Annotated in this window: 11 protein-coding genes; 6 read left to right on the forward strand and 5 right to left on the reverse strand. The window is 69.3% G+C overall.

Going from position 1 to position 19050, the window contains the following annotated elements:
• Window positions 1-115 precede the first annotated feature (115 nt).
• From OV427_RS45950 to OV427_RS45960, 3 genes are all read left to right on the forward strand, one after another.
• Window positions 116-2650 (forward strand): efflux RND transporter permease subunit, encoded by a 2535-nt coding sequence (locus OV427_RS45950; RefSeq protein ID WP_267862580.1) that lies wholly within the window; start codon window positions 116-118, stop codon window positions 2648-2650.
• Complete coding sequence (locus OV427_RS45955; RefSeq protein ID WP_267862581.1) at window positions 2647-3624, forward strand: phosphatase PAP2 family protein; 978 nt, start codon at window positions 2647-2649, stop codon at window positions 3622-3624. The genes OV427_RS45950 and OV427_RS45955 overlap by 4 nt, the downstream gene beginning before the upstream one ends.
• 66 nt (window positions 3625-3690) lie before the next feature.
• Window positions 3691-4884 (forward strand): aminotransferase class I/II-fold pyridoxal phosphate-dependent enzyme, encoded by a 1194-nt coding sequence (locus tag OV427_RS45960; RefSeq protein WP_267862582.1) that lies wholly within the window; start codon window positions 3691-3693, stop codon window positions 4882-4884.
• A gap of 163 nt (window positions 4885-5047) precedes the next feature.
• Here the strand turns inward: OV427_RS45960 and OV427_RS45965 are convergent, their stop codons facing one another.
• The 4 genes from OV427_RS45965 to OV427_RS45980 all read right to left on the reverse strand — a co-directional run bounded on the left by OV427_RS45965 (window position 5048) and on the right by OV427_RS45980 (window position 13646).
• Window positions 5048-8521 (reverse strand): methylmalonyl-CoA mutase family protein, encoded by a 3474-nt coding sequence (locus OV427_RS45965; protein WP_267862583.1) that lies wholly within the window; start codon window positions 8519-8521, stop codon window positions 5048-5050.
• Between the two features lie 75 nt (window positions 8522-8596).
• A complete protein-coding gene (gene meaB / locus OV427_RS45970) occupies window positions 8597-9580 on the reverse strand; it encodes a methylmalonyl Co-A mutase-associated GTPase MeaB (protein ID WP_267862584.1) in 984 nt (327 codons plus the stop codon).
• On the reverse strand, window positions 9577-11763 hold the full coding sequence (gene scpA, locus OV427_RS45975; RefSeq protein WP_267862585.1) for a methylmalonyl-CoA mutase: 2187 nt from the start codon (window positions 11761-11763) through the stop codon (window positions 9577-9579). Before scpA ends, meaB begins: the two co-directional genes overlap by 4 nt.
• Window positions 11763-13646: a methylmalonyl-CoA mutase family protein gene (locus tag OV427_RS45980; protein ID WP_267862586.1), complete on the reverse strand. Its 1884-nt coding sequence runs from the start codon at window positions 13644-13646 to the stop codon at window positions 11763-11765. Before OV427_RS45980 ends, scpA begins: the two co-directional genes overlap by 1 nt.
• Window positions 13647-13862: 216 nt before the next feature.
• Between OV427_RS45980 and OV427_RS45985 the strand changes: the two genes are divergently transcribed.
• The 3 genes from OV427_RS45985 to OV427_RS45995 all read left to right on the forward strand — a co-directional run bounded on the left by OV427_RS45985 (window position 13863) and on the right by OV427_RS45995 (window position 17067).
• Window positions 13863-14591, forward strand: coding sequence for a class I SAM-dependent methyltransferase (locus OV427_RS45985; protein ID WP_267862587.1), 729 nt, complete (start codon window positions 13863-13865; stop codon window positions 14589-14591).
• A gap of 9 nt (window positions 14592-14600) precedes the next feature.
• Window positions 14601-15584, forward strand: a complete 984-nt coding sequence (locus OV427_RS45990; protein ID WP_267862588.1) for a hydroxymethylglutaryl-CoA lyase — start codon at window positions 14601-14603, stop codon at window positions 15582-15584.
• Between the two features lie 742 nt (window positions 15585-16326).
• Window positions 16327-17067, forward strand: a complete 741-nt coding sequence (locus OV427_RS45995; protein WP_267862589.1) for a hypothetical protein — start codon at window positions 16327-16329, stop codon at window positions 17065-17067.
• A gap of 6 nt (window positions 17068-17073) precedes the next feature.
• On the opposite strand, the gene OV427_RS46000 is transcribed toward OV427_RS45995, so the two are convergent.
• The gene (locus tag OV427_RS46000; RefSeq protein ID WP_267862590.1) at window positions 17074-19023 is read right to left on the reverse strand and encodes a TIM44-like domain-containing protein; all 1950 of its coding nucleotides are present in this window, start codon (window positions 19021-19023) and stop codon (window positions 17074-17076) included.
• Window positions 19024-19050: the final 27 nt, after the last annotated feature.

Raw genomic sequence — 19050 nt, forward strand, 5'->3', positions numbered from 1 at the left:
GCACGCCCGCCGGAGGGCCTCCGGAGGCCTGGAAGACTTCGTCCAGGCCTGTTGTTTGCGGGGGCTATTGACTGGCTGGGAATTTGCTTTCCCCGGCCTTCATCGAGGAGTGACGGTGGCCAGGTCGCTGCGACAGCGGTGGTTCGAGGGATTCATCCAGGCGGCCGTGTCCCGTCCGTGGCAGGTGCTGCTCGTCTTCGCGCTCCTGGCCGTCGGCGGTATGGCGCTGGCGTCGCGGTTGGAGTTCCGGGGGTCGTTCGTGGAGCTGCTCCCCCAGGGCGCCCGCGAAGTCCAAGACCTGACACGCGTGTCACAGAAGGCGGGCGGGGACGGGTACCTCGTGGTCCTGGCGAAGGGGGACACCCCCGAGCGGCTGAGGGCCTACGCGGCGGAGCTGAAGGGCCGTTTGGAGGCGCTCCCGGAGGTCCGCTACGTCGAGCACAGCTATGACGTGGACTTCTTCCGCCGACACGGTCTGCTGCTGCTTCCGGCCGAGAAACTGGCGGAGCTGCGCAAGGACCTCGAGGCCCGGGTGCGCTACGAGCGCCAGCAGGCCAACCCCTTCTACATCGACCTGGGAGCCACGCCTCCGCCCGCGGACTTCGAGGAGATCTCCAAGAAGTACACGCCCAACGCGCCCATGAAGGAGTACCTGGCGAACGCGGACGGCACCGAGGTCTACCTGATGCTCAAGCCGTCGGGGACGGCGGGGGACCTGGACTTCGCGCGGCGCTTCGTGGAGCTGGCCATGGGCACTGGCCGCACGCTCGCGGCGGAGCGCTACCCCGCGGTGAAGCTGGAGGCGACGGGCAACTTCCAGAACCGCATCGAAGAGGACGCGGTGATGCGCAGTGACTTGTCGCGCGCCGGCATCCTCTCCGCCCTGATTGCCGTGGGCCTCATCCTGCTGGCTACCCGGCGCATCGCCGCGCTGGCCGTGGTGGGCCTTCCCGTGGTGGTGGGCATCCTGCTCACGTTCGGCTTCGCGCAGGTCTTCATCGGCCACCTCAATGTGGTGACGGGCTTCCTCGTCGCCATCCTCATCGGCCTGGGCATCGAGTACGGCGTGCACCTGTGCATGCGGTACTGGGAGGAGCGCGAGCACCTCTCCGCGCGTGAGGCGCTGACGGCGGCGGTGGGCGGCACCTTCAGCGGGGCCGTCACCTCGGCGCTGACCAACGCGGCGGCGTTCTTCGTGCTGCTGCTGGCGCAGTTCCACGCCTTCAACCAGTTCGGCCTGCTGGCCGGCATGGGCGTGCTGCTGGCGGTGCTGGCGGCGTACGCCATGGGCCCCTCGCTGCTGGCCATCGCGGAGCGGCTGCGCCCCGCGCGCAAGGACGCGCCGGTGGCCGTGGCGTCGACGGATGCGCCTGCCGCGGCCGCCTCGGCGGTGGCTCCGATGGCGGCGAAGCCGGAGCGCGAGTGGAAGCGCTGGCCCACGTCGGTCATCGCGGGCATCGCCCTGGCGGTGGTGGCCTTCGCGGGCTTCTCCGTGGCCATTGCTCCGAAGCTGGGCTTCGAGACGGACATGCGCAAGCTGAAGGGTGACTCGCCGGCCTCGCGTCTGGACGACCACGTCACCGAGCAGCTCGGCCAGCCGCTCAACCCGGCCATCTTCCTGGTGGACGACGTGAAGCAGGCCGCGCAGGTGGAGGCCATCATCGCGGAGGTGAAGCGCAAGAATGGCGCGGACTCCGTGTTCCTGCGCACCACGTCCCTCAACGACCTGGTGCCGCATGACCTGCAGCGCCGCGAGGCGGAGATCGCCGGCATCCGCACGCTGCTCCACGGGCTTCCCGAGTCGGCGCGCGAGGATGTGCGGCTGAAGGACTTCACGCAGATGCTGGAGTCGAAGCCGTACGGGCTGGACTCGCTGCCGGTGGAGGTCCGCCGCCGCTTCGAGGCCACGGACGGCAAGGGCACGTTCCTGCTGCTGTTCCCCTCGGTGTCCAACTACGACACGGACGACCTGAAGCGCTGGGCGGCGCAGATCGACCAGGTGGTGGAGGGCACGAAGGCGCGCGGCATCGACATGGCGGTGCTGGACAGCAACCGCATCGCCGCGCGCATCTTCGCGCTGGTTCGCGGGGACGGTCCGCTCATCCTCTGGTCCGCGGCCGGCGTGGTGTTCTTCGTCATCCTGCTCAGCCTTCGCAGCTTCAAGCGCGCGCTGCTCGTCACCGGGCCGCTGTTCCTGGGCATGACGTGCCTGGCGGGCGGCATGTACCTCTTCGACGTGCAGCTCAACTTCATCAACGCGGTGGTGCTGCCGAACCTGCTTGCCATCGCCGTGGACAACTCGGTGCACCTGTTCCACCGGTACGAGGAAGAGGGGCCCGGCTCGCTCGGCAAGGTGGTGCGGCACACGGGGCTGGCGGCCGTGGTGGCCACGCTGTCGAACGCGGCGGGCTACGGAGCGCTGCTCATCGCCAACCACCAGGGGCTGCGCAGCATCGGACAGATTGCGCTGCTCGGGGTCGTGTGCACCTTCCTGGGGACCACGGTCTTCTTCCCCGCGATGCTCGCCTTGCTGGAGCGGTGGAAGGCGCGGAAGACCGCCGCGGTGGGGGAGGGTGCCCTCGTGCGGAGCCTCGAGCTCGGGATGCCTGGCGTCGGCAATGAGTCGCCGGGGGAGCGGAAGTCGGCGTGAGCTCCGGAACCTCCCATCATCGTCGCGGCCTGCTCGCGCGGAATCACGACCGCGAGGTGCAGGTGCACCTCACCTCGGTCGACCTCGTCGTCCTGGTCGCCTGCTCACTGGGCGCGCTGGTGCTCATGGGCCCGGGGCGCTGGGCGCCGGGCGCGCTGCGAAACGCCGGTCTGTTCGCCCTCATGGCCGCCGGCCCGCTGGTGCTCCGCACGCTGGAGGCCTCCTTTCCGAAGCAGCGGTGGCTCACCACGGCGGCGGACTGGTGGCTGTTGCCGGTGGCGGTGCTGACGCACGGCTGGCTGTCGCCGGTGGTGGACACGCTCAACCCCATCCTGAAGGACGCGCAGCTGGTCGCCGCCGACCAGAAACTGTTCGGCTTCCAGGCGGCGGTGGAGCTGGCGCACCGCGTCCCGCCGTGGCTCAACGACATCCTCCTCATCTGCTACTACGGCCACTTCGTCTGGCCGCTGGTGCTGGGCGTGGCGCTGTACCGGCGGGCGCGCGGCGTCTCCTCGGACTTCAGCGAGTACCTCACCGGGCTGGGGATGTTGTTCCTGTTCAACTACGCGGCGTACGCGCTGGTGCCCGCGGTGGGGCCGCGCTACTTCCTCATCGGCTCGTTCGACGGGCCGCTGCAGGGCGCGATGCTGACGCCGGTGCTGGACTCGCTGATGCGCGCGCCGAGGTACGCCCGGGACTGCTTCCCCTCGGGCCACACCGGCACCACGCTGCTGGTGCTCTTCTACGCGTGGCGGTTCCACCGGCCGCTGTTCTGGATCATGCTGGGGCCGGGCATCGGCCTCGTCATCGCCACCCTGGCCGGGCGCTTCCACTACGCCACGGACCTGGTGTGCGCGGTCCCCCTGGTGATGGTGGTGGCGGGGCTGGCCCTGGGCCTTTGCCGCGCCGCCCGCCAGCGTGAAGGCGAGAGGGCCGCGCGTTCCGTCCCCGTGGACGCTATCGTACGGCCCTGAGAGCCGGCCGGCCCCCGCGTCGCACCCAAACCCCCATCAGGGCCCGGCCATGAGGAGCCTCCTTCCATGTCCCGGCCCGCGTTCGCGCAGCGAGTCACCCGCTTCGGCACCACCGTCTTCTCCGAGTTCAGTGCGCTGGCCGCGAAGCACGGCGCCGTCAACCTGGGGCAGGGGTTTCCGGACTTCGACGGGCCGGACGCCGTCAAGGAGGCCGCGCAGAAGGCCATCCGCGACGGCGTGAATCAGTACGCCATGGGCATGGGCGCGAAGGACCTCCGCGTCGCCATCGCCGAGCACGCCGCGCGCTTCTACGGCCAGCAGGTGGACCCGGACACCATGGTGACGGTGACGAGCGGCGCCACCGAGGCCATCCTCGACGTGATGCTGGGCCTGGTGGACCCGGGCGACGAGGTGGTGGCCTTCGAGCCGTTCTACGACTCGTACGACGCCAACATCACCTTCGTGGGTGCCACCGCGCGCTACGTGCCGCTGCGCCCGCCGGACGCGTCCCACGCGGAGTGGTGGTTCGACCGGGACGAGGTGCGCGCCGCCTTCAGCCCGCGCACGCGGCTGCTCATCCTCAACTCGCCGCACAACCCCACCGGGAAGGTGTTCACCCGCGAGGAGTTCGAGTTCCTCGGCGGGCTGTGCGCCGAGCACGACACGAAGATCCTCTCGGACGAGGTGTACGAGCACATCGTCTTCGCGCCGGCGAAGCACCTGCGCCCGGCCACGCTACCGGGGCTCGCTGAGCGCACCGTCACGGTAAGCAGCGGAGGCAAGACGTTCAGCCTCACCGGGTGGAAGGTGGGCTGGGTCATCGCGCCGCCGCCGCTGCGGGATGCCGTGCAGCGGGCACACCAGTTCGTGACGTTCGCCACGGCATCGCCGCTGCAGGCGGCCATGGCGGCGGCGCTGCGGCTGCCGGACGCGTACTACGCGGAGCTGGCGGCGACGTACGCGGCGAAGCGGGAGCGGCTGCTCGGCGGCCTGCGCGAGGCGGGGCTGACGGCCTTCGCGCCGCAGGGCAGCTACTTCATCCTCGCGGACATCGCGAAGTACGGCTTCGCGGATGACATCGCCTTCTGCCGCCACCTCGTGTCCGAGGTCGGCGTGGCCGGCATTCCGCCGAGCGTCTTCTACAGCCCCGAGCACCGCCACCTGGGCCAGGGCATGGCGCGCTTCGCCTTCTGCAAGACGGACGCGGTGCTGGACGAGGCAGTACGGCGCCTGCGCGCGAAGCTGGCGCCGAAGCGCTGAAAGAGACGGTGCGGCGTCAGCGCTCCAAGCTGACGCCGAGCCAGGCCGTGGTGCCGCCTGCGTGCGAAGCTGGTGCTGCGGCGCTGCGCAACGGCATCAACGCCGCGGGCCTTGCGAGGGGAGGGGACGGGAACACCCCTCCGCCCCGCCACGGTCCGGCGCGCTACATGTTGCGCCGGTACTGGCCGCCCACCTCGTACAACGCGCGGGAGAGCTGACCCAGCGTGCACACCTTGCACGCGTCCATCAGCGCGGCGAACACGTTGCCGTTGTCCAGCGCGGCGCGGCGCACGGCCTCCAGCGCCTGGGGCGCCGTCGCCGCGTTGCGCTTCCAGAACGCGTCACGCGCGGTGATGGAGTAGTCCTTCTCCTCCTTCGTCGCGCGAATCACCTCCGGAGGGGTGATGGTGGGCGAGCCCTTCGGGTCCAGGAAGGTGTTCACCCCGACGATGGGCAGCGTCCCGTCGTGCTTCAGCGTCTCGTAGTAGAGCGACTCCTCTTGAATCTTCGAGCGCTGGTACATGCGCTCCATGGCACCCAGCACGCCGCCGCGCTCGGAGATGGCGCGGAACTCCGCCAGCACCGCCGCCTCCACCAGGTCCGTCAGCTCTTCGATGATGAACGCACCCTGGTTGGGGTTCTCGTTCTTCGACAGGCCGAACTCCTTGTTGATGACCAACTGGATGGCGAGGGCCCGCCGCACGCTCTCCTCGGTGGGCGTGGTAATCGCCTCGTCATACGCGTTGGTGTGCAGGGAGTTGCAGTTGTCATTCAGTGCCAGCAGCGCCTGCAGCGTGGTGCGGATGTCGTTGAACGCGATCTCCTGCGCGTGCAGCGAACGGCCGGACGTCTGGATGTGGTACTTCAGCTTCTGCGAGCGGTCATTGCCGCCGTACTTGTCCCGGATGGCCTTGGCCCAGATGCGCCGCGCCACGCGCCCGAGCACCGCGTACTCGGGGTCCATGCCGTTGGAGAAGAAGAACGACAGGTTGGGCGCGAAGTCGTCGATGTGCATCCCTCGCGAAAGGTAGTACTCGACGAAGGTGAAGCCGTTGGCCAGCGTGAAGGCGAGCTGGGAGATGGGGTTCGCCCCGGCCTCCGCGATGTGGTAGCCGGAGATGCTCACCGAGTAGAAGTTCCGCACCTTCTGGTCGATGAAGTACTGCTGGATGTCGCCCATGACGCGCAGGGCGAACTCGGTGGAGAAGATGCAGGTGTTCTGCGCCTGGTCCTCCTTGAGGATGTCCGCCTGCACCGTGCCGCGCACCTGCTGGAGCGTCTTCGCGCGGATCTTCTCGTAGACGTCCTTCGGCAACACCTCGTCGCCGGACACGCCCAGGAGCAGCAGGCCCAGCCCGTCATTGCCCGCGGGCAACTCGCCCTGGTAGCGCGGGCGGGGCACGCCGCGCTCGCGGTAGATCGCGTCGATCTTCTTCTCCACCGCGTCCACCTGGCCCTGCTCGCGAATCCACTTCTCGCACTGCTGGTCCACGGCGGCGTTGAGGAAGAAGCCCAACAGCATGGGCGCCGGGCCGTTGATGGTCATCGACACCGACGTGGACGGGTCCGCCAGGTCGAAGCCCGAGTAGAGCTTCTTCGCGTCGTCCACGTTCGCAATCGACACGCCCGAGTTGCCCACCTTGCCGTAGATGTCCGGCCGGTGGTCCGGGTCCTCGCCGTACAGCGTCACCGAGTCGAACGCGGTGGACAGGCGCTTCGCCGGCAGGCCGCGCGACACGTAGTGGAAGCGCTTGTTGGTGCGCTCCGGGCCGCCCTCGCCCGCGAACATGCGCGCGGGGTCCTCGCCCTCGCGCTTGAGCGGGAAGACGCCCGAGGTGAACGGGAAGGCGCCCGGCGCGTTCTCCCGCAGCAGCCACGTGAGGATGTCACCCCAGTCCTCGTAGCGGGGCAGGGCAATCTTCGGGATGCGCAGGTGCGAGAGGGACTCGGTGTACAGGTCCAGCTCGATGACCTTGTCGCGCACCTGGTACTGGTACTTCGCCGCCGCGTAGCGCCGCTTCGTCGCCGGCCACTCCGCCAGCAGGCGTCGGCAGTCCGGGTGCAGGCGGCCCTCCAGGTCCTGGTACAGCGCCACCAGTTCGCTCAGGTACGCGGGCTCGCCCTCCACGCGCTCCGTCACCTGCACCACGTCGGAGGCGTCCTTCGGCTCGACGATCTCCAGGTGCTTCTTGCCCACGTTGGCGCGCAGGGCCTGGATGGTGCCGTGGAGCTGGTACATGCGCCGGGCGATGGCGGCCTGCGCGCGCACGAAGCCGTCGTAGGACTCGCAGGCCTCGACGATCTCCGCGAGGTAGCGGGTGCGCTCGGGCGGGATGATCCACTTCTTCTCGCTCATGCCGGGCGTGAGTGCGAAGTGGGACTGGAGCGGCGCGCCGGTCTTCTTCACCACCGCGTCCATGATGGCGCGGTAGAGCTGATTCATGCCCGGGTCGTTGAACTGCGAGGCAATGGTGCCGTGCACGGGCACCGCGTCGTCGGACACGTTGAAGGCGATGTGGTTGCGCTTCCACTGCTTGCGCACGTCGCGCAGCGCGTCCAACGAGCCTCGCTTGTCGAACTTGTTGATGGCGATGACGTCCGCGAAGTCGAGCATGTCGATCTTCTCGAGCTGCGTCGCCGCGCCGTACTCGGCCGTCATCACGTAGAGCGACACGTCCGAGTGCTCGGTGATTTCGGTGTCCGACTGCCCGATGCCGGACGTCTCCACGATGATGAGGTCGAAGCCCGCCGCCTTGCAGACCTCGATGGAGTGGGCCACGTGCCGCGAAAGGGCGAGGTTGCTCTGCCGCGTGGCCATCGAGCGCATGTACACGCGCGAGTTGTCGATGGCGTTCATGCGGATGCGGTCACCCAGGAGCGCGCCGCCGGACTTGCGCTTGGACGGGTCCACGGAGAGCACGGCGAGCGTCTTGTCCGGGAAGTCCGCCAGGAAGCGGCGCACCAGCTCGTCCACGAGGCTGGACTTGCCCGCGCCGCCGGTGCCGGTGATGCCGAGCACGGGCACCCGGGGGGCGTCCACGTGGGCCTCCGCCATGGCCTTGCGCAGCTCCTCACCCGCGTCCGCGAAGTTCTCCGCGATGGTGATGAGCGACGCGATGCGGTCCGGCTGGCGGGGCAGGGGCCGGGCCACCAGCGGCTGGAAGTCCGCGGGGCGCTTCTCGAAGTCGCACTTGGAGATGAGGTCGTCGATCATCCCCTGCAGGCCCATGGCCCGGCCGTCGTCCGGCGAGTAGATGCGCGTGACGCCGTACTTGTGGAGCTCGTCGATCTCCGTGGGGAGGATGGTGCCGCCACCGCCGCCGAACACCTTGATGTTCGCGCCGCGCTGACGGAGCAGGTCGATCATGTACTTGAAGAACTCGACGTGCCCGCCCTGGTAGGAGGTGATGGCGATGCCCTGGGCGTCCTCCTGGATGGCGCAGTCGACGATCTCCGCCACGGAGCGGTTGTGGCCCAGGTGGATGACCTCGGCACCCGACGCCTGCATGAGGCGGCGCATGACGTTGATGGCCGCGTCATGGCCGTCGAACAGGCTGGCGGCCGTGACGATGCGGACGTGGTGGCTGGGCTTGTAGGGCTGCGGAGGGGTCGGCGTGGTCGGCTGGGCGTGTCGCACGCGCGTACACTAAAAGTGCGGTGCGGGACCGGCAAGCGATTGAAGTTGCGCGTGCTCGCCGTACGACGCGGGCCGTCAGGCCGGCATTCGTGGCAGGAAGGCGCCTAGCACCCGCAGTGCGGCGGAGGTCGGCGTCGCACGGCCTTCGCGCACATCTGTTTCCAGCGAGGGCACGAGGGCGGACACCTCGGGGTGCGCCCGCAGGGCCGCCCGCAGGCCGTCCTGCACCATGGCCCACATCCAGCCCACCTGCTGCTCCTGGCGGCGGCGCGCCAACTCACCCGACGCGACGCGCCGGGAGACGCGCTCCACGACGGAGTCCCACAGCTTCTCGATGCCGGTGCCCTCCAGCGCGCTGCACGTGGTGACGACCGGCTCCGCGCCCGGCCGCATGAGGTGCAGGGCGGCGCGGTACTCGGCGCGGGCCCGCTCGGCGCGGGGCGCGTTGTCGCCGTCCGCCTTGTTGATGGCGACCATGTCCGCGACTTCGAGGATGCCGCGCTTGATGCCCTGTAATTCGTCGCCCGCGCCCGCGAGCATCAGCACCAGGTAGAAGTCGACCAACTCGGAGACCACCGTCTCCGACTGGCCCACGCCCACCGTCTCCACCAGCACCACGTCGAAGCCCGCGGCCTCGCACAGCAGGAGCGTCTCGCGAGTCTTGCGCGCCACACCGCCGAGCGTCCCGCTGGACGGGCTGGGGCGGATGTACGCCGCGCTCTCGCGCGACAGGCGGGCCATGCGCGTCTTGTCACCCAGGATGCTGCCGCCGGAGATGCTGCTCGACGGGTCGATGGCGAGCACCGCCACGCGGTGGCCCTTGCCCACGAGGTGCATGCCCAGCGCGTCGATGAAGGTGCTCTTGCCCGCGCCCGGCACGCCGCTGATGCCCACGCGCTGGCTGTTCCCCGTGTGGGGCAGCAGGTGCGTGAGCACCTCCTGCGCGAGCGCCGCGTGACGCGGGTGCTCGCTCTCCACCAGGGTGATGGCGCGCGCGAGCACGGCGCGGTCTCCGGCGCGGACGCCGTCCACGTAGGTGGCCGCGGGCAGCAGCTTCACGCCGCCTCCAGCTCGGCGGCGAGCTTGTCGAGCAGCTCCAGGGCCGCCTTCGCGATGACGGTGCCAGGGCCGAAGATGGCGGCGGCGCCCGCGGCGCGCAGCGCATCGTAGTCCTGGGGCGGAATCACGCCGCCCACCACCACCATGATGTCCTCGCGACCCAGCTTCGCCAGGGCCTGCTTCAGCTCCGGCACCAGCGTGAGATGTCCCGCGGCGAGCGAGCTGGCGCCCACGATGTGGACGTCGTTCTCCACCGCCTGGCGCGCGGACTCGTCGGGCGTCTGGAAGAGGGGACCGATGTCCACGTCGAAGCCCAGGTCTGCGAAGGCGGTGGCGATGACCTTCTGGCCGCGGTCATGCCCGTCCTGCCCCATCTTCGCGATGAGGATGCGAGGCCGGCGGCCGAAGCGCGCCAGGAAGGCATCCGCCTTCGCCCGCGCCTCGGCGATGCCGCTCGCGGAGCCTGCCTCGGCCGAGTACACCCCGGAGATGGTTCGCACGGTGGCCTCGTAGCGCCCGTAGACCTTCTCGAGCGCGTCGCTGATTTCTCCCACGGTGGCCTTGGCGCGCGCCGCGTCGATGGCGAGCGCCAGGAGGTTGCCCTCGTTGCGCCGGCCCGCCTCGGTGAGCGCGTCCAGGCGGCGGCGGACGTCGTCCGCGTTGCGCTCGGCGCGCAGCTCGCGCAGGCGGGCCACCTGGGACTCGCGCACCGCGGAGTTGTCCACCTTGAGGATGTCGATGCGGTCCTCACGCTCGGGCGGGTACTTGTTCACGCCGATGATGGCCTGGCGCCCGGAGTCGATGCGCGCTTGCGTGCGCGCCGCGGCCTCTTCGATGCGCAGCTTGGGCAGGCCGGCTTCAATCGCCTTCGTCATGCCGCCCAGCGCTTCCACTTCCTGGATGTGCGCCCAGGCCTTGTGCGCCAGCTCGTGGGTGAGGCGCTCCACGTAGTAGCTGCCGCCCCACGGGTCGATGACGCGCGTCGTTCCGCTTTCCAGTTGCAGGTACAACTGGGTGTTGCGAGCGATGCGCGCGCTGAAGTCGGTGGGCAGGGCAATCGCCTCGTCCAGCGAGTTGGTGTGGAGGCTCTGCGTGTGGCCCTGGGTGGCGGCCATGGCCTCCACGCAGGTGCGCACGACGTTGTTGTAGACGTCCTGCGCGGTGAGGCTCCAGCCAGACGTCTGGCAGTGCGTGCGCAGCGCCAGGCTCTTGTCGCTCTTGGGCTTGAAGTCCTTGAGGAGCCGGGCCCACAGGAGGCGGGCCGCGCGCAGCTTGGCCACCTCCATGAAGAAGTTCATCCCGATGGCCCAGAAGAACGACAGGCGGGGCGCGAACGCGTCCACGTCCAGGCCGGCGGCGAGTCCCGCGCGCACGTACTCCACACCGTCTGCGAGCGTGTAGCCCAGCTCCAGGTCCTGGGACGCGCCGGCCTCCTGCATGTGGTAGCCGCTGATGCTGATGCTGTTGAAGCGCGGCATCCGCTCCGCCGTGAAGCGGAAGATGTCCCCGATGATGCGCATCGAGGGACCGGGCGGATAGATGTACGTGTTGCGGACCATGAACTCCTTGAGGATGTCGTTCTGGATGGTCCCGCTGAGTTGCTCGGGGCGCACGCCCTGTTCCTCGGCCGCCACGACGTAGAGCGCGAGCACGGGGAGGACGGCGCCGTTCATCGTCATGGACACGGACATCTGGTCGAGCGGAATCCGGTCGAACAGGATGCGCATGTCCTTGATGGAGTCGATGGCCACGCCCGCCATGCCCACGTCGCCGGAGACGCGCGGGTGGTCGCTGTCGTAGCCCCGGTGCGTGGCGAGGTCGAACGCGATGGACAGGCCCTTCTGACCGGCCGCGAGGTTGCGGCGGTAGAAGGCGTTGGAGGCCTCGGCGGTGGAGAACCCGGCGTACTGGCGCACCGTCCACGGCTGCTGCACGTACATCGTGGCGTACGGGCCGCGCACGAAGGGCGGCAGGCCGGGCAGCGAGCCCAGGTGCGCCACGCCCTCCAAATCCTCCGGGGCGTAGACGGGCTTGACGGGGATGCCCTCGGGTGTGTCCCAGCGCTCGGCGGCGCGGGTGGCGTCGCTCGCGTGGCTGCGCTGCGTGTCGCGCACGGCGGGGGCGGGCTGCGTCTCTGGGGCGTCGAAGGCGACGCGGGAGAAGTCCGGAACGTTGGAGCGCATCAGGCCACCACTCCGAGCTGCTGGTGCAGCGTCTTCAGGAGCTGGAACAGGTCCGCTCCCGCGTAGATGAAGAAGTCCACGCCGGCCGCGCGGAAGGCGGCCTCGTGGTCACCGGGACGGCCCGCCACGACGACGGTGCGCGCGCCCCGGGCCTTGAGGGCCTGGGTGAGCGCGGGTACCTGGTCCGGGTACAACGTGTCCGGGCCGGAGATGACCGCGAGCAGGGTGCCCGTCTTCGCGAACGCCTCCGCGGCGTGGGCCGCGTCCGTGAAGTCGCGGTGCTCGTCGGTCTCGATGCCACCCACGGCCAGCGCGTTGGTGGTCCACATCGAGCGCGTGGTGTGCTCCGCCACCGTGCCCAGGCTCGCCAGGAAGGCGCGCGGGCGCATGCCGTACAGGGCGAGGTGCCGGTCGCTGGCGTCGCGCAGCGACTCGAACGCCTCGGCCATGCGAACGGGACGCAGCGGCGCGAAGCCGCCTTCGGCCTTCACGGGCGTGGGATGCGGCTCGCGCTGGACGGGGGCCTCGCTCAGATGGGGGAATTCGCTGACGCCCACCATGGGCAGTCGCCGGCTGCGCACGGCCTTGTCGCGCGCCGCGACTGTCTCGGCGAGCACGCGGGCCACGTCACCCTCGACGAGCGCGCGCGTCATGCCGCCCAGGGACTCGATGCGCTGCAGCTCCGTCCACGCCGCACGGGCCACTTCGCCGGTGAGCTGTTCCAGGTAGTAGCTGCCGCCGGCGGGGTCCGCGACGCGGTTGAGGCTGGACTCGTCGCGCAGGATGAGCTGCGTGTTGCGCGCAATCCGCCGGCTCTGCTCGTCCGGCGTGCCCAGGGGCTCGTCGAAGGGAGAGGTGCTCACGCTGTCCGCGCCCGCGACGACGGCGGCGAAGGACTCCGCGGTGGCGCGCAGGATGTTCACCCACGGGTCGCGCTTCGCCTTGGTGCCGGTGGCGGTGCGCGCGTGCAGCGACATCGCCTGGGTCTCGGGCGGACCACCGGAGGCGGCGACGACCTTGGACCAGAGCAGCCGCGCCGCGCGCAGCCGGGCAATCTCCGGGAAGAACTGCCCGCCCACCGACAGCGCGAACTGCACCGAGCGCGCCGCGTCCGCGGGGGACACGCCCGCGCGCTCCAGCTCGCGCAGGTACTCCACGCCGGTGGCGATGGTCCATGCCAGTTCCTGCACGGGCGTGGCGCCAGCGTCCGCCCAGGCACGCGAGGACACCAGCAGCGCGCGCAGGCCCGGCGCTTCCTTCAGCAGCGACGTCACCAGCGGCGCGGCCTTCGCGAGCGTCCCGGCCACGTCCACCTTCGCCGTGCCCGCGCGGGCCATGGCGCCGATGGGGTCGATGCCCAGGCTGCCGCTCAGCGCCTTGCGCGGAACACGCAGCGCGTCCGCGACCTGGAGCAGGAGGGACGCGGGAGCGAGCACGTCACGCGCCGGCTCCAGGTGCACGGGCGTGCGCTCCAGCGGGACGTGCGCGAGGAGCCGCCGCAGCGAGTCCGCGTCCTTCACGTCGATGCCGTGCGGCGCATCCAGCAGCAGCCAGACGCCCTGGCCGCCGCGCTCCAGATCATTGCGGAGCACCTCGGCGGTGGAGGACACATCGGGGCCGGCGTACTCCTGGCACACCGTCCAGCCGCCCTCCGTGTGGCCGAGCGGCTGCGTGCCGCGCACATAGGGGGCCACGCCCGGAGGCTCCGTGGGGACGGGAGCATCCTGGGGCGTGTAGAGCGGCTGGAGGGACAGGCCACCTTCCAGGCTCGATTGGAGGGACGTGAAGGGCTTGCCCTTCAGGTCCTTCTCGACGAGCCGGCGCCACGCGTCGAGCGACGGGGGCGGGAAGTCCTTGTCGGAGGGGGGAGGCACTTGCGACATGCTGCGTCCTCGCGGAGAGATGAGGCGCCATGCCCCGGAGGGCAGCACCGTGTCCATCCCATAGGCGCAATGCCCGTCCGGGGCAATGGGTCTGATGCCGCCACCGTGTCCAACGTCCAGGGAGTGGGAGCAGGGGGCATGGAACCCCGCGCGCGAACAGGGCGCCGTATCCTTTCCAGGTGGCCTCACTCCCAATGAGGTAGGAGCCACACGCCCGTGTCCTTCTTCGGAGAGCTCTACCTTCGCAGCACGCTGCCCTTCCTCTCGGAGGCCGTCACGGCCCGGGAAGTGGAGTACCTCGCTCACGCCTTCGCGGACGTGCCGGGCCCCGCCCCGGTGGTGGACCTGGGCTGCGGCCATGGCCGCCACGCGGCGCGGCTCAATGCCAGTGGCACCCTGGCCGGTCGCGTCATCGGTCTGGAATTAGACGCGCTGTCGCTTTCCATGCGGCGGCCGGGGTTTCCCGCGGTGCAGGGCGACCTCCGGGCACTGCCGTTCCAGGAGGCTTCAGTGGCCGGGGCCTACGCCTGGTACTCGACACTCTTCGCCTTCACGGATGAGGAGCACGTGCACATCCTGCGCGAGGTGGCGCGGGTGCTGCGGCCGGGAGGGAGGCTGGTGTTCCAGACGGTGCCGTACGAGCGATTGGTGGAGTCACCGGCGGCGGCGTTCCAGCAGACGCTGCCGGACGGAAGCATCTTGGAAGAGCAGAGCCGGTTCGACGCGGTTACGGGTAGGGACGAGGGACAGCGGACGCTCACCCTACCGACCGGTCGGCGTCTCACCGCGTCATATGCCATCCGCTACTATCCCCTTGCGGAACTGACACGTCTGTTGGAAAGCACGGGGTTTTCCAGGGCCTGGGTGCACGGTGGGCTGGACGGTGGGCCACCGACATCGCGGTCGACCGATTTGATTGTGGGAGCAGCGCTTCGAAAGCGCTGAGCTCGTCCAGTGGATCCGAACCAGAATTCCCGAGCGCATACAGGCTGGCTGGGCCAGCTCCCGAAGCGGGTCGACGTCTACGAGGTCGGCCCCCGGGATGGCCTGCAGAACGAGCTGCGCACGCTGCCCACGCGGGACAAGGCGCGGCTCATCGACGCGCTGGTCTCCGCGGGCGAGAAGCGCATCGAGGTGACGTCGTTCGTGTCACCCAAGTGGATTCCGCAGCTCGCGGACGCGGAGGAGTTGCTGCGCCTCGTGGGGCGGCGGGAGGGCGTGGTGTTCTCCGCGCTCGTGCCCAACCTCAAGGGACTGGAGCGCGCGAAGGACGCGGGCCTGGAGGAGGCAGCGGTCTTCATCTCCGCGTCCGAGGCGCACTCGAAGAAGAACATCAACAAGAGCATCGCCGAGGCCCTGGCGGGCGCGCGCGAGGTGACGGCGGCGGCGCTCGCGGCGGGCATGCGCGTGCGCGGCTACCTGTCCACCGTGTGGGGCTGCCCGTATGAGGGACATGTCCCGGTGGAGCGGGTGGTGGACATCTGCCGCCAGCTCGTGGACGCGGGCCTGTATCAGCTCAGCCTGGGGGACACGATTGGCGTGGGGACGCCGAGGCAGACCGAGGGAATCCTCGAGGCGCTGCTGAAGCACATCCCCGTGGAGAAGCTCGCGCTGCACATGCACGACACGCGCGGCACCGCGCTGGCGAATGCGCTGGTGGGACTGTCCGCGGGCGTGACGACGTTCGACGCGAGCATCGGTGGACTGGGTGGGTGCCCCTACGCTCCGGGCGCGGCGGGCAACCTGGCCACCGAGGACGCCGTGTTCATGCTGCACGGCATGGGCGTGGAGACGGGCATCAACCTGGACCGGCTGGTGGAGGCCGGGGAGATTGCCCAGGAGCTCATCGGCCGGAAGCTGGCCGGCAAGTACCTGCAGGCTGCGCTCGGTGAGCGGGAGAAGAAGGCGTCCCGTCGCGTACAGAGCGCGCAGACCTGAGCGCGCAACTCACGGGTTGAACACAATGAGGGCGGCACCGGAAAGGTCTCCGAGCCGCCCTCGATTTGCGGCTCTGCCGTTGGGTCTTCCTGAGTAGGCTCATTTCGAATGAGCCCGCCTCCTCGGTTCCGCAGCCTCGTGCTTCTGGTTCAAGCCTGCGTCCTGCTTTCCTGTGGCAGCAGTGTCCGTTCCGCACTTCTGCCTGCGCCCGAGGAGCTCTCCAGTCTGGCCCTGGTCATCGAGGAACGGGCCGATGGCCAGATAGTTCACTCCTGGCGACCCGCAGCCGAGTTCGAGGATGCGCTGCGGAGCCTGCCGACCTACGGCCGTCGGAGTGCGCCCTCAAGGCCCATCGTCCTTGCCAGTAGCCGCCGTCGAGACTGTGACCAGGAACTGATCGAATGCCACCGGAACTGCATGCGGCGCAAGCTCCCGGCTCCTCACAACTACATCCCACGTGGGCACCCCAGGCATGATCAGATTTGCCGTGACAATTGCCGGCCCGCCTACGCGGACTGCGTGGAGGCAACGGGCGCCCGGGCGCTGCGGTTTCCTGCGGTGAATGGTGCGGTTGAGTGGCTGAAAGAACATCGAACAGAACTTCTCGTGGGAACCGGAGTCGTCATCGCAGGGGTGGCCTTCGTCGTCGTTTCCGCGGGAGCAGGGCTGCTCGTACTCGCCCCTCTGGCCCTGATGGCCTCGGCGGACAGCATGGATGCGCCGCTGTGTGGTGGAGGTGAGCATGAATCGTGACGACCTGGACAGGCGCGTGGGCGCCCTCCGCAAGGCCCAGGAACTGCTCAGCGCCTTTCCAGAGGTCGCGGAGGCCCTCGCGCCTGCCTTGCACGCCTCCTATTTCCTGCTCGATGGTCATGGGCACAACTTCGAGGACTACCTCGCGGCCTTCAGGGGCACCTCACTTCCATTTCTCGGAACGTTCTCCAGCCGGGCGGAGTTCGACGCCTGGCTGAAGACGCACTTCGTGCCTCCACCACGAGGCGCTTTGCAGATAGTGGGTGAGCGGTATTCCCTTGGCTACGCCCGCTCAAGTGGCCAACCCCTATTGTTCCGGGTCCCTCCTGTCGAGGCCTTGAGAAGGCCAAGCGGAACAGAGGGGCAGGAGCAGCTATGGCACGCGCTCGATCGTGCGCGGGCCGTGCTCGGTTCATCATCTGCGGACGTCGAGGGACTGCACTCTGCCGCGCTGGCCCTGCACTTCATCCACGAGGCTGGCTGCGGACGCGAGTTCGCACATTTCCTGGCGCACCTCGACGAGCACCTGCCTCCCCTCCGATCGTTCGCCACGCGCGAAGCAGCGGAAGCCTGGTTGATGAGCCATCCGAGTCCTCCGGATGGCGCATGCGTTCAGGTAGGGGACGAGCAATTCACAGTGGGGTACTGGCCCCGGAGCGGGCTCCGGAGCCTGCTGCGCTACCCCACGGACGAAGCGCTTGACGAAGTGGTGGAGGACGAAGGCCGCTGAACGGCCCTACAACTCGCCAAGCATGGAGGACAGCTTCTCCTGCAACCCCAGGTGCGCAGCGGCCGTCTCGAGCATCCGCCGCTCCTTGCGGTCGATGCGGCCGTCCACCATCGCAATCTCCACGATGTTGCGGAGGATGAGCTCGGCCTCCGGAGAGCCGCGCGGCACCAGCCGGTCAAAGAGCTGCGTGCCCGCACCCAACGCCATCTCCACGTTGGACCACTCCACGCCCCAGCGCTCCGAACACAGCTTCAGCAGCTTGCGCTCACTCGACGTCACCTCGCCGTCGGCCGCGGCGATGGCCGCCATCATGTAGAGCAGTCGCTGACGCTCCTGCACGTCCATGACGACGTCGGCGCCAGGGGAGGGCACTCGCTCCCTGTCTCTCTCGGTGGCCACGGCCTTGCGGAGCACGTTGGCCTGGTACCGCTGGTCCTGCTCCACGTTCCACGCCTCGTAGGGCAGGGCGGACGCGAGCACCCAGTCCCGCTCGCCGGTGCCCAACTGCGTGTTGCAGAAGTCGCACGTAGTGGCGGCGCTGTCGGTGAGCGTCGCGTTGCAGTTGGGGCAGCGGTCCGTAGACATGCCGTTGTCGGCGTTCGTCTGTGCGCCGTGCCTGCGCACCAGCGAGAAGACGAAGCGCTGTGGCACGGTGGGAAGCCTCGGAGGCTTCTCATTCAGCGGGCCCACGCCCATGCGCGCGCTCCAGCGCACGTCCACGTGCGCCACGTCGTACCCCTGAGGGTTCACCTGCAAGGAGGTGACATCCGCCGCGCCCACCGCGCACTCCAGGAAGACACGGCGCCGGCCCTTGCGGCGCAGGTCCTCCAGCTCCGAGCCCAACCGCTGCACGGCCTCCGTGTTGGCCACCTTCGACAGGGTCTTCGCGTCCCCACGGCTCTGCGAGTCAATCCACTTCCAGAACAGCAGCGACGCGCGGTCCTCCAGAATCTCCAGGTTGAGCGCGGGGTCCGCCTCGCGCGCCTCGCGCAGGCCGTCCACCGTCTTGTGGTAGCGCACGTGCTCCACGCCCTGCGTGATCTCCGACAGCGTCCAGTCGTAGTTACCGGAGTTCACCACCGCGTTGCAGTACTCGCACTTGTTCGCCGCGCCGCCGGCGAACGGCGCGCCGCAGTTGGGGCACTTGCCCTGGTACAGGTCCTCGCCTGGCTTCGTCTGCACGCCGGGCTTGCGCACGAAGGTCCACACCTCGGTGAAGGACTCGTTGGGCGCCTTGCGCGCCGCGTCCGTGGCCTGCGCGTCGGTGAACGAGGCGGGCACGTCCGTGTCGCGCATCCGCGCCTGGACGCGAAGCTGGATGCTGTCGAACCACTGACTCTGCGTGAGGCCGATGAGCTGGAGGTCCAGCACCTGGATGTCGGTAATCGCATCGCGCACGCCCTGGGACTCCAGGAGCTTGAGCTGCACGTTGAAGCGCTGCCACGTGGCGTCCGAGAGGAAGGGCCGCACCGGCGTCATGTCCCGCAGGAACCACGCCTTCTGCAGCTCCATGAAGAGCCACCGCGTCTTGTCGAGCACGGCTTGCAGCTCGAAGGCGGGGTCCTTCAGCTTGAGGGCATTCACCCACCCCTGCACGTCCCGTTGGCCCACCTGCGTGCGCCGGTCCGCGTCGCGCTGGTCCAGGGCGCGCCGGGTCGTGGCGTCCGGGTGCAGGTTTCGCTTGTAGAACCACCAGATGCCGAACCCGATGGCGAGCAGCGGCAGCATCACCTTGGGGTAGCGGAAGACGAGCGAGAACAGCTCGTAGATGAGCCAGAGGGGGATGCCCCCGTCGCCCCCGCCCCCATCGTCGCGCGAGGAGGGACGGGTGTAGTGCTCGCCACCGCCGCCCCGGGCCAGGGCCAGCAGGGGAGCAAGCAGGGCCACCAGGGCGAGCGCGGACGGCAGCCAGGGGGCCCACCGGTAGAGACGACGAGGCGCGAAGCGCAGGGACATGCGTCCAATGCTAACCGTTTCCGCCTT

Origin of the sequence: Pyxidicoccus sp. MSG2 (assembly GCF_026626705.1) — a bacterium.
Classification (GTDB): domain Bacteria; phylum Myxococcota; class Myxococcia; order Myxococcales; family Myxococcaceae; genus Myxococcus.

What these genes read in the sequence shown, in the direction of transcription:
- OV427_RS45960 (WP_267862582.1), top strand. Translation starts at nt 3,691, where the DNA reads ATGTCCCGGCCCGCGTTCGCGCAGCGAGTCACCCGCTTCGGCACCACC.
- scpA (WP_267862585.1), bottom strand. Translation starts at nt 11,763, where the DNA reads ATGCGCTCCAACGTTCCGGACTTCTCCCGCGTCGCCTTCGACGCCCCA.
- OV427_RS45980 (WP_267862586.1), bottom strand. Translation starts at nt 13,646, where the DNA reads ATGTCGCAAGTGCCTCCCCCCTCCGACAAGGACTTCCCGCCCCCGTCG.
- OV427_RS46000 (WP_267862590.1), bottom strand. Translation starts at nt 19,023, where the DNA reads ATGTCCCTGCGCTTCGCGCCTCGTCGTCTCTACCGGTGGGCCCCCTGG.
- OV427_RS45995 (WP_267862589.1), top strand. Translation starts at nt 16,327, where the DNA reads ATGAATCGTGACGACCTGGACAGGCGCGTGGGCGCCCTCCGCAAGGCC.